The organism is Paenibacillus qinlingensis, assembly GCF_031455095.1.
In the GTDB taxonomy this organism is placed as follows: Bacteria; Bacillota; Bacilli; order Paenibacillales; family NBRC-103111; genus Paenibacillus_E; species Paenibacillus_E qinlingensis_A.
Genome location: NZ_JAVDSB010000020.1, coordinates 32476 through 48053, shown reverse-complemented (window position 1 = coordinate 48053; position 15578 = coordinate 32476). Strand labels below are relative to the sequence as shown.

10 protein-coding genes are annotated in these 15578 nt (G+C 47.5%); 8 read left to right on the top strand and 2 right to left on the bottom strand.

Going from position 1 to position 15578, the window contains the following annotated elements; translation table 11 throughout:
• Positions 1 to 409: 409 nt before the first annotated feature.
• Positions 410 to 1651 carry a BNR-4 repeat-containing protein gene (locus tag J2736_RS29920; protein WP_310502243.1) on the bottom strand — a complete coding sequence of 414 codons (1242 nt, stop codon included), beginning with the start codon at positions 1649 to 1651 and terminating at the stop codon, positions 410 to 412.
• Between the two features lie 188 nt (positions 1652 to 1839).
• Here J2736_RS29920 and J2736_RS29915 point away from each other — a divergent pair, with 188 nt between their 5' ends.
• Both J2736_RS29915 and J2736_RS29910 read left to right on the top strand, forming a co-directional pair.
• Complete coding sequence (locus J2736_RS29915; RefSeq protein ID WP_310502242.1) at positions 1840 to 2850, top strand: aldo/keto reductase; 1011 nt, start codon at positions 1840 to 1842, stop codon at positions 2848 to 2850.
• Positions 2847 to 5945 (top strand): family 78 glycoside hydrolase catalytic domain, encoded by a 3099-nt coding sequence (locus tag J2736_RS29910; protein ID WP_310502241.1) that lies wholly within the window; start codon positions 2847 to 2849, stop codon positions 5943 to 5945. Before J2736_RS29915 ends, J2736_RS29910 begins: the two co-directional genes overlap by 4 nt.
• On the opposite strand, the gene J2736_RS29905 is transcribed toward J2736_RS29910, so the two are convergent.
• Positions 5942 to 6820, bottom strand: a complete 879-nt coding sequence (locus tag J2736_RS29905) for a helix-turn-helix transcriptional regulator (RefSeq protein ID WP_310502240.1) — start codon at positions 6818 to 6820, stop codon at positions 5942 to 5944. The genes J2736_RS29910 and J2736_RS29905 overlap by 4 nt on opposite strands.
• 179 nt (positions 6821 to 6999) lie before the next feature.
• Between J2736_RS29905 and J2736_RS29900 the strand changes: the two genes are divergently transcribed.
• From J2736_RS29900 to bglB, 6 genes are all read left to right on the top strand, one after another.
• A complete protein-coding gene (locus J2736_RS29900) occupies positions 7000 to 7797 on the top strand; it encodes a phytanoyl-CoA dioxygenase family protein (RefSeq protein ID WP_310502239.1) in 798 nt (265 codons plus the stop codon).
• Positions 7798 to 7808: 11 nt separating this feature from the next.
• Positions 7809 to 8960: a trans-sulfuration enzyme family protein gene (locus J2736_RS29895; RefSeq protein ID WP_310502238.1), complete on the top strand. Its 1152-nt coding sequence runs from the start codon at positions 7809 to 7811 to the stop codon at positions 8958 to 8960.
• Between the two features lie 38 nt (positions 8961 to 8998).
• Positions 8999 to 10870: a heparinase II/III domain-containing protein gene (locus J2736_RS29890; protein ID WP_310502237.1), complete on the top strand. Its 1872-nt coding sequence runs from the start codon at positions 8999 to 9001 to the stop codon at positions 10868 to 10870.
• Between the two features lie 138 nt (positions 10871 to 11008).
• On the top strand, positions 11009 to 12769 hold the full coding sequence (locus tag J2736_RS29885) for a sensor histidine kinase (RefSeq protein WP_310502236.1): 1761 nt from the start codon (positions 11009 to 11011) through the stop codon (positions 12767 to 12769).
• The gene (locus J2736_RS29880; RefSeq protein WP_310502235.1) at positions 12766 to 14400 is read left to right on the top strand and encodes a response regulator transcription factor; all 1635 of its coding nucleotides are present in this window, start codon (positions 12766 to 12768) and stop codon (positions 14398 to 14400) included. The genes J2736_RS29885 and J2736_RS29880 overlap by 4 nt, the downstream gene beginning before the upstream one ends.
• Positions 14401 to 14493: 93 nt before the next feature.
• The gene (gene bglB / locus J2736_RS29875; RefSeq protein WP_310502234.1) at positions 14494 to 15567 is read left to right on the top strand and encodes a beta-galactosidase BglB; all 1074 of its coding nucleotides are present in this window, start codon (positions 14494 to 14496) and stop codon (positions 15565 to 15567) included.
• The last annotated feature ends 11 nt before the right edge of the window (positions 15568 to 15578 follow it).

The window sequence follows — 15578 nt, the reverse complement described above, 5'->3', positions numbered from 1 at the left end:
AAAAAGTTATTGAATAGTAGTCAGGGAATTGAAGCCTGAGCGAAGGGGATAGTGGAGATAAGGGAGGATAAACGGCGTAAATTCCAACAGGCGGTGTTCTGGATGCGAAATCCTATGCCAGCATAACGGAGAAGTGTTCACAGTGCCGTTCGTTGTTGATGTGAAATGAGTTCAGAATAGGCCCTTGCGCCCTTCAATAGGAAGGATGCAAGGGCTTATTCTGCTCCCAGTACTAGGCCATCATCGTTTGGTTATTAGGCGCCTATTCGCACTATCCCTTTGGCTCAGAATAAAAAAGTTGTTGAATGGTAGTCAAGGAATTGAAGCCTGAGCGAAGGGGATAGTGGAGATAGGGAGGATAAACGGCGTAAATCCCAACAGGCGGTGTTCTGGATGCGAAATCCTATGCCTACCTGTTCCCCGTAACCAACTTCATTTTTAAAGCTGTCTCATAGTTAGTAAAATGCACATAATCCCCATGCATCCACAGAAGGAGCGCGTCTTCTTGCCTGTTGTTCCTAGCTAGGACAGGCCTCACGTTATTGTGAGAGGAACCGCTGGTCACAGCAGTGGATACCCACGTTTTACCGTGATCTGTCGTGTGCCAATGCTCGATTTCGAAAACACCATTGACCGAACGCGACAAATACACGTTGGCTGGATCGGCATGATCGAGAATAAGACCGCCCGAATAGAAAGGCTCCCGTTCGACGGCGCCTTGCACGGTTTGCGGGAACCAGGAGCCGCTGGCTGTCATTTCATGGTTCTCCCAAGCGTGGCCGTTCCAATAGCTATACCAGTAACGGTGATCCGTATTGGTGTGGAAGACGGCATATACGATGACAGGACGACCGCCTTCGTCCACCGCAATATCCCAAATCCATGCCTTCGTATCGTGCAAGGTACCATCGAACACCACATCAGCTTCACGGGGAAGCATAGGCAGGTCGGATAGCAGTTTAATGGCTGAACCGTCCGCATGAGAGATGCTGCCATCTTGGATGCAAGCACAGTAGATGCTGTTGTTGGGTTCTATATTCGGGTGCCCATCCGTAAAAGCAAACCAGATAGTATCCTCGCTATTACTGGCATACTTGACGTAGGGGCGGGCGCCTTCTCCCATGATTAAGGTTTGGGGTTCCGACCATGTCCCCTCTTTATCATGTAAACAACTGAAATTAGGTTTGAAATTACCGCCGCGCCAGAACAAATACTGCTGATGTTCCTGACGAAGATAGATTGGATTGGGATAAGTATATCCATGCATGCCGCTCGTATTCTCGGGAAGGTCCTGTTCAGTGCCAAAGGATGTGATATCCTCTGCTGTTTCCATTTGACGGTAATACATCGTCTTCCCATTATGAGCCGAGTAGTAGATGACTGCACGCCCATCCTCAGGAAAATACAAAGAGGGATTCGCATGGTCATCCTTCTGCAGACTTGGTTTAATCATGACGGAGTTAACGGACTCGTCACGATGATCATAAGTGCCGATCATGACATGGCCCTGCTGAGTCAACCAACCGACATAGGTACGGTCCTGCCCTCCGACATACCGGACTGCCCGCGGGTCAGCGAAGAAACACCACGCTCCATCCTCGGTAAAATTTGCATGTTGCTCGCCTCGCATAGCAATCAATTCCTTCTTCATATACTTTTCGTCCCTCCATGTATTCGGACGCAGATACGTGGGAATGTCCAGAATTTCCTACATTCTACCGCATCCTTTAGGAGCTGTGAAGCACGAATTTGGCGTGCTTTTTCTGGCAGATCGACCAAGAAAATCGTTTCGCAAACGCCTTATACTGAAAGGTGATTCGAGGGAGGAGAATGCTTCTTATGCAATATCGGAAATTTGGCAATACGGGATGGGATATTTCAGAGATCGGTTTCGGAGGTTGGCAGATTGGCGGTGGCGGGGCTTTCGGTCAAGTGGATGATCGTGATTCAGTTAAAACGCTGCTTGAAGCCTGGCACCTTGGAATCAACCTGGTAGATACAGCGCAAATGTATGGGAAAGGCCACTCTGAGGAAGTCATTGGTCAGGCACTCAAGGAATGGCACCACAATCATATTTATATCGCTTCTAAGGTGCAACCCGTTCAATGGCCGCATCCGAATGAGCTTAATCCAGCAATGACAGGGCGCTATCCCAAAGCTCACATACGCAAGCAGTGTGAAGACAGCTTGATCAGGCTAGGTGTGGACACGATTGATTTGTATCAGCTGCACGGCTGGTTCCCTAAGGGGTTAGAGGATCTAGAATGGCATGAGGCGTTGACGGAGCTCCAGAAGGAGGGCAAAATCCGTGAATTCGGCGTGTCTATTCGCGATTATTGTCCGCAGGACGGTATTGCGCTTGCCGAGGCAGGGCTGATTCAAGCCCAGCAGGTTGTTTATAATATTTTCGAACAGAGGCCTGCGGAAGAACTGTTACCTACATGTAAGAAGAATGGAGTCGCTGTCCTTGCACGTGTCCCTTTTGATGAAGGTTCGCTAATCGGCAGCTGGATACCGGAAACTTACGATACGTTTGCGCCAGGCGATGTAAGACGGAGCTATTTCAAGGGCGAGCGTTTCCTGCGGACGCTGGAGAAGGTGGATGCGATCAAACGGATGATTCGTGACTACGATGCGACAATGACGCTTGCCGAAGTTGCGCTTCGTTTCTGTCTGTCGGATGAAGCGGTAAGCTGCGTCATTCCGGGAATGCGCAGCGTTCAAGAAGTGGAACTCAATCTCAAAGTATCGGATGGCAAGCCGTTGTCGCCAGAGCTAGTGCAGCAATTAAAACCGTTCAATTGGCCACGCAATTATCATAATCCGGATACATTGGTGGATCCGTTATGAGTGCTTTTGCCAGATTCCATAAGCGCCTAAGGGTCGTGAAGTCGGAGGTGAGATGGCAGCGGGATGTGATTGCGTATCAACCGGATCTTGTGACCATTGGTTTCGGGGTGAACGATTGCCATGCTGGGGAAGCAGGGCTTAAGCCGTATTTGGAGCAAGAAAAGCTGGCTTATGTGGACGTATATGCGCTTGATCGAAGCTCGCATATTCGAAGGACACGAATAACTTCTACAAAAGGTGGGGAGCACCGCATGTTCGAACAAGCGAAATGGATATGGAAGTCGGGAGAGCGGAGACCGATTAATGAGCACATCCTTTTTCGAAAAACGTTTGCATACGAGACAGAGTTATACAATCAAGCGATGCTGTCTATCTCTGCGGATACGAAGTACAGGTTATGGGTGAATGGAACGGAGCTGGGAGAAGGACCTATTCGTTCAACCGCTGATCACTGGTATTACGATGAGTTTGATATTACTCACTTATTGCAGCCTGATAAGAACGTAATTGCTGTACAGGTCTGGCACTACGGTCATTCCAATTATCAATACATTGAGAATGAAGCGGGTCTTATAGCAGAATTATGTTTACAGGGCGCCGCCGGCATGCAAGTGATCGGCACAGATGAGACATGGCTCTGTTGTAAACATGAGGGCTATGATACCGATGTCGTCAAGCGAAACGTGAATTTGGGTTGGATGGAAATATACGATGCCAATGCGCTGAGTGAACAATGGGTATTTCCTTCCTATGATGACGAGAGTTGGGCGAGGAGTGAGGTTGTTGCTTCCTACGGCGGTGCGCCTTGGGGGAGACTCTATCCCCGAGTCATCGAGCCATTGTCGACACAGATCATCCGACCGAAGCAAATCATCGGACTTAGTGAAATTGTACCGATCCGTCAAGTAATCTCCGTCAATATGCGGGATAATCTATTTCCAAGCTCGCGCGATGCGAATGCGAAGATATTTAGCGGATTTTTGGCTGTTAGGCTGGTAGTTGAGACAGAAACCAAAGGTCGGTTAACATTTGCACATTCCAAATGGAACGGCGTTCAGGGACGGTTTAAGATCGATGACCGCTGGTATGCTCATCAGGACGAGATACAGCTAGCAGCTGGTGATCATCTGTTCCTCATGGAGATTTGTGGTGTTCATAATGATTTGTTCTGTCATATGGAATTCGATTTCGATAGAGAACTACTGTTCGCTCATCCTCAGGGTGGTGATCAGGACGCCTCATTCGTAACTATCGGCCCAATCGAGACCATCGAGTCGTATGCGGATGGTTTTCAACCTGTATATGGAGGCGTTGAGAAGAGTACAGGTTTGAATCACGAGCATGCGCTGCTGCTGGACATCGGGGCTTGCTCCACCTTGAAGGCATTCGAGGCATACCATGACATGTGCCGTAATGTTCATCCTAGGCATGTGCTCGTTAATAAAATGATTTATTCGTTGATGATGCGTAAACGATTCGTTAAGCACTATCCCATTACGAACGAGCTGGAGCGAATGCTCCATGACCATCGGCTGCCGACAGTGCTTCCTGATCCCGTAGAAGGCGGGGATCTCGAAATCGTGTTGGATTTCGGAAAAATTTATGTAGGTACGATTGAACTCGAAGTTGATGCACCCCAAGGGACGGTGATTGATGTCTACGGCTTCGAGAATCGCATCAATGGCGTCAATGCCTATACATCCGGCTGCAATAATTCATTCCGATACATATGCCGTGAAGGTAGGCAGGTGTTCAAGAGCTTCACCCGGATGGGCTTCCGATATATGATTGTGGCGGTTCGCAGCGCAAGCAGGCAGACACGGATTCACGGAGTCCAGCTGAACCAATCTAGCTACCCGGGCACGGATAAAGCGTTATTTCGCTGTTCAGATCCCTTGCTGAATGACATTTGGGAGATCTCCCGACATACATCGCACATGTGCATGGAGGATACATTCGTCGATTGCCCCACATATGAGCAGGTATTCTGGGTAGGTGATTGCCGAGTGAGCGCACTTGTTAACTATCAGCTGTTCGGTTCCTATGAGCTAGTCCGGCATTGCTTGGAAATGGTACCGCGTTCGCGGAGTCAAAGTCCGTTTTTGCTTGCCTTGCTCCCTACGGATTGGCAGGCGGCTATTCCGATGTGGACGTTTAGTTGGATTATTGCCTGTAAGGAGTATGTCGATTACAGTGGCGATCCTACCTTCATCGAAACGATCTATCCAGAAATCAGGATCACACTTGAAGCGTATAGAGGGTTTCTCAACGGAGATGGCCTATTCGACACCAGCTCTTGGAATATGCTTGATTGGGCACCAATCGATATTCCTTCAGTCGGTGTAGTCACCGCGCAGCAGGCGCAGTTGGCCCAGTGTCATCGAATCGCAGCGGAGATGGCGGAATTGCTCGGACTACAAGGCGAGGCGGAGGATTTGCTGCAGTGTGCGGAGCAGTTGAAGCGGGCGATTAATGTACATTTATGGGACGATGAGGCTCAGGTTTACCTAGACGGTGTCCACCGTACCGGGAAGCCTTCGACAACGACAAGTCTTCAGACACATGTGTTGCTGTATCTGGCGGACTGTCTGGGAGAACGACAGGCGGCCATTATCGAGCCGCAACTGCTTCATCCACCGAAGGATTGGATTCAAATTGGCTCTCCTTTTTTCTCGTTCTATTTGTTCGAGGTGTGGAATCGCTTCGGTGAACTCGATCGCACACTTGCGCAGATGAAGACGGACTGGGGTCCAATGATCCGATATGGCGCGAGCACTACGTGGGAAACCTTTCAGGTATTCCCAAGGAGTCATGCGCATGCTTGGTCGGCTGCGCCAGCTTTTGTCCTTGGGAATCAGCTGCTGGGCATTGAGAAATTAGAGGAGGGCTACCGAAAAATTCGAATCGCCCCGCCTGTGACTGAACTGCTCTGGGCAGAGGGAATCGTTCCGACTGCTTACGGGCGTATCGATGTATCGTGGTCAAAGGAAGAAGGAAAACGAGTGATGCACGTAGCTGTTCCGCTAGAAATTCAAGTAGCAGCGGACCATGAGCAGTTGGCGGATTGGGATATTCAGATTCGTGTGATCGGCTAGATTTGGCTCCTGCGGAATTTGCCTGGCGAAATGCCATGCATCTGCTTAAAAAGCTTATTGAAAAAGCTCAAGTCGTCGAAGCCGACCTCTTGCGCTATCTGTAAAATGTTGTTATTCGAAGAGAGCATCAACTCTTTCGCTATCCGGATGCGAATTTCATTGCGGAATTCGATGAAGGTCTTGCCCTTGTAGAGCTTAAACCTAGAGGTGAAGGCGGACTGGCTCATGCCGCACATCTGGCTGACTTGGGCAAGCGACAGCGGATTCGCGTGATGCAGCTCGATAAATTCGGCTACACGCTCAATGATTTTATGCTCGGAAGCAAGCGCTGTCATTGGTTTGTGCAGCATTTGATCGTAACAGCGGCTGAGGAATACGAACATTTCGATGAGCCTGGTCTTCACGAGCAGGCGATAACCGAGCATCTTATCGGTGTACTCGCTGAGGATGCGGTCCAGCAGCTGCTTCATCTCAATTCGTTGATGTGGATTCAGCCTGAGATGAGACTGGAAATGGACAGACTGCCGCAGAAAAGGCTCCACATAGAAAAAGTCGACGAACGATGTGACGTTGGATAACGATTGCAGTTCGTGACTCAAGATGGAAGGAGCAAGCAGGATGTTATAAACGATGAGATGTTCATCTACGAAATATGCATGCTCGACATCCGGCTCAATGACGAAGACATCCCCTTCTTGAATAAGGTATTCCGCTCCTGCATAGCTATGGCGACCCGATCCCTCTACCACATACACAAACTCAATGAATTCGTGTGAGTGTGGCTTGACGGATTCTTTTTTTTGGAACATGTACTGCTCGAGATGAAAGGGGAATTCATGCGCTTCCAGATAAGCTTTATTTTCTAATCGGGTCATCGGGCAAGACCTCCGGAAAGGAAGATAAGTGCTTCATTTCTTTTTATCATAGAGGATATTTAAAAAGAAGGGAAGCTGGCAAATCACCTTCAAACTCTGACGGATTCACCAAGTCTGCTTCCATGTACACATGATAAAGTGAAGTTAAATTACAGAAAGTATAAAAGGAGCTGGCTGCTATGACCAACGGGATTCAATCGCTTTTAACCGCAGAGCAATGCGCATTTTATCAAGAGAACGGGTTCGTGCAAGTGGATAATGTACTGAATGAGCAAGAATTAATTGAGCTTCGTCAATACATGGAAGAAGTGATGGTCGAGGAGTCAGGAGCGCTATCCTTACAAACGGATAAAAAAGGAGGAAGCTACTACCGCGTGCTTAACCAACGTGTTAACGTCTGGCGCGATCATGGTGGCATGCATAAATATTCCTTCAATCCGCGGTTTGCGCAAATGGCACTCGAGCTAACGGGAGCTAGCGGCATTCGTCTCTTTCACGATCATGCCCTGTGGAAAATGCCAGGTGACTCGAAACCGACCCCGTGGCATCAAGATTACCCTTATTGGCCAATGACGGAGCAGGGAGCGATGTCGATATGGATCGCACTCGATGACGTGGATGAGTCGAATGGTTGCATGATGTTCGTACCGAAATCGCAAAATGCTGGTAAACTCAACCACATCGATTTGGCAAATCCTCAGGATTTATTCGAGTTCGTTAAAGGGACCGATTATGAGAATGCGAAGCCTGTGAAGGTGCCGTTAAAAGCAGGAAGCTGTACGTTTCATAATGGACTTACTTTTCACTATGCGCATTCGAATGTAACGGATAAACCTAGACGTGCATTAGCAATCATTTACATGCCGGACGGAACGACTTTTAGCGGGAAGAAGCATGCGATCACGATGGATTTGAACTTGCAGGACAATCAACCATTGGCCGGTCGGATGTTCCCACTCTTAGCCTCCAGATCGTAAGGAGGACAGATATGGATAAGGATGATATCAAGAGCAAGGAAGACCTGCTTGCTCATCTCGGTGACGATTATGACCGCTATTTGGGTGCCATCGTCCCCCCGATTTTTCAAAACACGCTGTTTACAAGGAAAACGGTCAATCACGGGTATTCGTATACGCGCGTGGCCAATCCGACGACGGAGATTGCTGAGATGAAAATCGCAGCGCTCGAAGGTGGGGAGGAAGCACGTTGTTTCTCTTCAGGCATGGCGGCTATAAGCGCTGCCTTGTCCTACTACCTGGAGAAAGATAGCCATGTGATTTGCCCTCGAGCGGCCTACGTACCGGCAAGAGCATTTCTGGATACTTACATGAAGAAATTCGGCTGTGAGGTGACGCTCGTATCAGGGGAAAGCATCGAAGAATTCGAACAAGCGATTCGCCCGAACACGAAAGTGATTTATTTGGAAAGCCCGCTATCGAACATTTTTTCGCTCCAGGATTTGCAGGCTATCTCCGCGTTGGCGAAATCTTATGGGATTGCGACGATTATTGATAATACATGGGCGACGCCACTCTATCAGAATCCGCTTGCCTATGGCATTGATCTTGTGGTTCACTCCGCATCAAAATATTTGGGAGGACACAGCGACATTCTCGGTGGTGTCATCATAGGCAGTAAGCAGATTCTAGAATCGATTACCAATAACGAAAGAAGCTTGTTTGGAGCTGTTATGGATCCTCACCAATCTTGGCTGCTTATCCGAAGTTTGCGAACCCTCACAGTTCGGATGAGGCAGCATGAGGAGAATGGCAAGAAGGTCGCTGCTTTCCTTGAGGGTCATTCGCAAGTATCCGCTGTCTACTATCCAGGCTTGCCTAGCCATCCGCAATATGAGCTCGGGTGCAGGCAGATGTCCGGTTACTCCGGTTTGATGAGCTTCGTGCCTAAGGGCGACAAAGGGCAGATTATGAAAATGATGAAAAGCTTGCGTTATTTCGAAGAAGGCCCAAGCTGGGGCGGTTTTGAGAGTCTCATTAATTCCCCTGGGCTATGGGTCAACGAGGAGACATCCCTCCTATCTGGAATTCCGATCGGTCTAATGCGCATTTCGGTTGGTCTGGAGAGTGCAGATTCGATAATCGAGGATCTAGATCGCGCACTGGTCGGAATGACACGCTAGTCGTTAAGGGAAACTGTCGATCGGAAATTGCAAGTAGTATGAAGGAGACGAGTGTTGACGTGAGCTATGTACAGGATTGGCAGGCTGTTCAAGAGAAAATTCGGACGGAAGCTTGGGCGAAGACCGTCTATGATACCCTGGTTGAGACCACGGAGTGGTGGGTCACTCATTACGCAGATGATCCAAAGAGAATTACGGGGTGGGGTCATAACTATTTCTGTGAAGCTTGCGGGAGCAGGATTGATTTTGAGCGGGAAGCCCCTCATATGAATAGCTGCGGAAGCTGTGGTCACGTCAACAAGGGGGCGCGATTCGATCAAGCCTGGAATTATTTGTACCGGGATGAAGTTCATAAACATGTTTTTTACGCAGGGGTGTTGTATCGACTCACGGGCGATGAACGTTATCCGGCCTATATCCGCCGAGTATTGTCCTTCTATAGTGACCATTATGAGCAGCTCCAGGTAGACGTTCCCGCCGGTTATGTTGGAAAAATAGCTGGCATTAATCTCTGCGATGCGGTGGGCATGATTTGGCTATTGCAGGGCATGGAGATGGTGAAGGAAACGCTAAGCGACACAGAGCTTCGGCACTACAAAAGTCATCTATTCGATCCCCAGGTAGAGCTGCTGGAAAAACTTTGTACAAGTATTCACAACATTACATGTTGGATGAAGGCAGCTGTGGGCATGACTGGGATGTTCTTCGGTGATAGTAGCTACGTGGAGAAAGCCTTGGAGGGGCCATTTGGCTTGCAGCAGCAATTGCAACAGGGCGTAACAGCGGAAGGATTCTGGTACGAAGGCTCCTTTCACTATCATTTTTATTGCGTAGAACCGTTCACTTATTTCCTGTTGTTCGCCCGTATGTATAATGTGACATGCAATGGGATGGAAGAGATCGTTAAACGGATGTATGTGTTCCCCGCTGAGCTTGTGTTCGATAACGGTGTTTTCCCGAATCCGAATGATGGCTGGCCCAATATCGCACTGACTCACTATGCGGGACAGTATGAGTACGCGAACCGATTGTTTCCAGATCCAGCCTTTGAATATGCGCTTTCCAGATCCTATGAGGCGTACTATCGACCAACAATGGCTTATGGAGGGATGATCGAGAATTCACCCCAAGGGTGGGTTCAGCGTCTCCTTTTTGGCAAACGGGAATATGCAGGGGAAGAGATGCTCCGCGCTACGCAAAATTATCCAGCCTCTCATATTTGCTCGTTACATGCAGGAAAAACGGCTTTATTTATGAAATACGGACTGAATACGCGGAGTCATGCACACCCTGATTTAATGAATATCGAGCTGTTCGACGCGGATTGCTTATGGTCTCATGATATTTCTTCGAATGGCTACGGATCTTTCTTGTTTCTAGAGTGGCAACGGAAGACAATCGCCCATAATACGGTTATCGTCGACGGTGTTGATCAGATCTATTCGGAGCGGGGGCGAGTGGAACAATTCGAACCGGAGAAGAATCGTGTTCGTGCCAAAGCCAAGGAGGTATATCCTGGTGTCGATTATGTGCGCGATATTCACCTTCAAGAAGGATACATCTCGGATACGTTTGAGGTTATCACCGCGGAGGAACATCAGACAGATTGGCTTTTCCACTGCCAAGGGAAGATGGAGACCGCGTTCGAAACGCAGCCTTGTTCGCCCATCGGGAGCGAGTATGGCTATCAGCACTTGATGAATTTGCGTGTATGCGCGACGGATGAGAGCTGGTCGATACGCTGGGTGTTGGCAGAACGCACGTTGACGCTTCGAATGGAAGGGTGCGTGGGCACTGAGATTTATGTATTCGAGGGCTACGAAGATACAACAGCTAAGCAACGAACCGGTGTATTGGTAAGAAGGCAAGGGCGTGGAGCGGCGTACCGTGCCGTTTACACGATAGAGTGAAAGCATAAGTGATAGCCGTTTACCATGGAAAGGTTTATAATGCTAACAATCAGTGCGTGAGCTGTGGGCTCGCGCACTTGCCATTCCATCAGAATGCGGGTGAAGCGTTTGTCTAAGGTGATTTCCAAATTTCTAAATTTGAAATTGCGTACGAAGTTTCTGCTGTCCTTTACAGTCATGATCTTATTGACTGTGCTAATGATTAGTATCGTTAATTACTATGTATCTGTAAGCGTAATCAAGCAGAATACATCCGTTTTTTCTCAATACTTAATTGAGCAAATTGGTATAAATCTCGAGAAGCGGACCAAGGACATCGAGGAGCATGTATTTCAACAATTCCGCAATTCCACGCTCAATACGACGCTGGGTATTTCTGAAGACGCAAGTGAATCCGATTTATATATGAAAAATAAGGTCATTAGTGAGTTTATGAAAGATGTAGTATTTTCCAAAGATGAATACTTATCGGTCATGGTCATTGATACGGCGGGCAACCCATTCGGGTTCGAACGCAGTGCGACCCAAAACTACAATAAACAATTGATGAATCTCGACGTCGAGATGATTAAAGATAAGCGTGGCCGCACTTCCTGGGTGCCGGGCACTAGCAACGTTATCTTCATGGAGAAGGCTGTATACGATGTTACGTCTAGTCGTTATGCGGGTATCATTATCGTCGGTGTGGACATTAATTTAATCGGCAGCATCTACACGAATGTGAACGAACTTACGAAGGGAAACATCGTCATCCTAAACGAAGTCCTCGAGCCGCTAATGTACGACAGGCTTGTTTCCGAGCCGACTCGCTATTTTATCGAAAACAAGATGTACGATCAGAAGCCTGGTCTCAATGAGGGCTTTCAATTTGAAGGGCAAACGTACATTTCTACTATAATTTCAACACCTTATGACAAGTGGATGATTGTCCAAGTCATCGCTGTTAACGAATTAACACGTGGCACGGAAGTTATCAAATTTTGGACATTGAGCACCATTCTCATTTCACTATCCCTGGCGTTCTTTCTAGCCGTGGTCATTTCTAGAAACATCACAGGCAATGTTCGACTGCTGCTCCAGAGTATGACTCACTTCTCCGTAGACTTTACGCATAAAGTGATTGTGCCCAGAAGTAGAGACGAGGTAGGGCTGCTCGCAGAGAAATTCAATTCTATGGCGAAGAAGATCAGCGAGTTAATCCACACGGTTTATGAGGAGAAACTGCTTAAGCAAAAAGCGGAGTATCGCACGCTGCAGTTCGAATATAAAGCGTTGCAGGCGCAGATTGACCCCCACTTTCTCTACAATACGCTGGAGTCTATTCATAGCTTGGCCAAGATGCGAGGTGACGAACAAGTCAGTGAAATGATCTACCTTCTCGGCAAGCTGCTCAGAGAGAGTATCAGTAAAAAGGGGGACATCATCTACCTGCAGGAAGAAGTGGACTATATTAGGAGTTATTTATCTATACATCAGATTATCTATGGCAATCGAATTGAGGTTAATTATTATTTTGACACGAGCTTGATGGCCTATAGGGTTCCTAAATTTATTCTACAGCCACTCGTAGAAAACTCGATTAAACATGGCATTGAAGAGAAAGTAGGTAAAGGGATTGTCAGTATTGGCAGCTGGATTAAAGAAGACGTCCTCTATCTCGAAGTGTCCGATAATGGCGTAGGTATGGATGAAGAAACGAAGGAACATTTGCTCAACCCACCAGAGCACTCCAAGCTGAAACAGAAGGATAAGCATACGAACGTCGGGATTATTAGTGTGCATAAGCGGATTCAAATATTATTTGGCGAAGAGTATGGCTTAAGTATTACGAGTGAAATGGATCAGGGGACAACGATTCGGATTCGTCTTCCCATTCTAACGGAGGAGAGCTCCAAATGACATACAAAGTCGTGGTTATTGACGATAAACCGCTGATTCGGCAAGCGATTGTGCAAATGATCGCCTGGGATAAGTTGAATTGTACCGTAGTCGGTCAAGCGGAGGATGGCATAGAGGGTAAACGGTTAATTCAAGAGCTTCAGCCAGACATTCTCGTGACGGACATCAAAATGCCCGGATTAAGCGGGCTCGATTTAGCTGAGGAGATGAGTACGGACTTTCCTTTGGCCAAAACTATCCTTATTACAGGTTACCAAGATTTTGAATATGCGAAGAGGGCTGTTCGACTGGGTGTATTCGATTTTATCGTCAAACCCATCAATTACGAAGAGCTAAGCCAAGTGATCGGGAGCGCTATATCAGAGATCGATGTTAAGCGCAAGGAGAATGAGAATACGGTCAAGATTGCTTCTGCTTACGTCGAGTTGGAGAAACAACATAGCGATTCTATGCCCTCGCTTAGAAGTAAGCTAATCGGTGATTTGATTACAGGAACAGCAGACATGCAGGAACAAGTGAAGAAGCTAGAGATCCCATATAGCCGATACGTTGTGCAAATTGTCCGTATAACAGATGAAACGGGGCAGACTGGTGTAGCGAGTGCTATCAAGCTTAAGCAACAGATGCAACTGCGGCTAACCGAACAAGCACATAAGCTAACTGCCAAGCGCGATTTCTATGTAATTGAGTCTTTGCGTAATAGCGATCTCCTATTTGTATGTCTGTTTCCCAAGGTAATGTCGCACCGGGAGTACAGAATGAAGCTGCAGAACTTCTGCAATGAGTTTATTGATGTGGCTAAAATGAAGGAGCAAGTCTCCTGCCATCTTGCAGTCAGTTCCGTGTATAAATCACTTCATGAGCTGCCGAATGCTTTTCGGGAAGCTTCTTCGATTATGGATTGGAGCTTTTTCCGAATGGAGGAAAGTGTGTTATTTCCGGAACATAGCGAGCAAGAGAAGGAACTGGGAAAATTCTCAATTATTCAGGATTTAGAGCAGTTCAATCAAATGTTGGAGGACAAATCGAGCGAAGATGTGATGGCGTATTTGGAGCGTTTTCTAAAACAAATTACCGCTTATAGCGAAGGGAATATTCTTGTAGTGAAGGGCTTGCTCTCCGAAGTTTGTCTTGCCGTTGCGCGCTATTATTTCCGTGTAACTGGTGATGAGTTCGGTCTTGGGAAAAGTGTCGACCAAATTCTTGAGGATGTATATCGGCTCACGAGTATGAAGGAAGCGTCTACCTACCTCACGACGTTTATTGGGACGGTTAAAAAGAAGCTTGAAGGCGGGGAAAAGGTGTACAGCCTTGTTGTAAAAAAGGTGATTGATTACATCAACAGCCATATCGGCGACCCCATTAACTTGACGTCAACGGCTGAACATTTTGGTCTGAGCTCAAGTTATCTAAGCAGGTTGCTGCGTACAGAAACCGGAATAAATTTCGTGGATTTGGTATCTAAGTCTCGGATAGAGACCGCCAAGCGTCTGCTCATGGATCCTAAAAATAAGGTGAATGAAGTAGGCGAAATGGTAGGGTATAAGGAGTATGCCTATTTTTATCAGGTGTTCAAACGGCTTGAAGGCCAATCGCCCAAAGAATATAAGAACAGAGGTAAAGAAATCTAATAAAAGGGTAAGATTCTCGTATGTAAACTGCTGGGCGTGTGCGTTACAGTAGGGTTACAAGCACTTCATAGTGCGTATTGGGAGGTACTTACCGTGACTATAACGCAAATACAGCGGCAAGAGATAGAGATCATGCTTCATAAAGTCATTAGTGGGATGAAAAATCTAGAGGCAACCATTCAGGAAGACACACCAATCAGCATCATTACAATGGATAAATGGGATTGGTCCCAGGGAGTCGGCTTGTTCTCCCTCTATTTGTATTACAAGGAAACCCAGAATCAGGATGTGTTCACGTATCTAACCGATTGGTTTGACAGTCGGATTCGCGAGGGACTTCCACCGAAGAACGTCAATACGATGTGTCCTCTGCTTACGCTGAGCTACTTGTATGAAGAAACGGGCAATCCAGAGTATTTACGGATATGTGAAGAGTGGGTTAGCTATGCGGCGGATGAGATGCCCCGTACGCCGGAGTTTGGGATCACGCATGAGACGATTGACAATGCGAACGAAGGTGAGTTGTGGGACGATACGCTCTATATGACAGTGCTATTCATGGGTAGGATGGGCATTTTGTTGACCAAAGATCACTATGTCCAAGAAAGTATCCGTCAGTTCCTCGTTCATCTTAAGTATTTGACGGATAAGGAAACAGGACTATTTTTCCATGGCTGGAGTTTCAAGGAGGGGCATAATTTCGCGGAAGCGCTCTGGGGGCGCGGTAATGCGTGGTACACGGCAGGGTTGGTCGACTACCTAGATATTGTTAAGCTACCGCTTGGTGTGGAAGTGTTCCTGCTTTCTTCCCTAGAACGTCAAGTTCAGAAACTGACGGAGCTGCAAAGACCGAGCGGGATGTGGACGACATTGCTGAACGATCCGACATCCTATGAGGAGACCTCAGCAACAGCAGGCTTTGCGTACGGCATATTAAAGGCTGTTCGCAAAGGTTATGTCAGTGAAGTCTACAAAGAAGTCGGGTTGAAGGCACTGCAAGCGGTCATGAATAAGGTTGACGCCAAAGGAGCTGTTCACGGCGTATCTTACGGAACGCGCATGGGGCGTACGTTACAGTTTTATCGCGACATCCCGCTATGCCCGATGCCCTACGGGCAATCCATGACGCTGCTGATGTTGGTGGAAAGCCTTCATCATGTCGACTAATTATTGGTTAG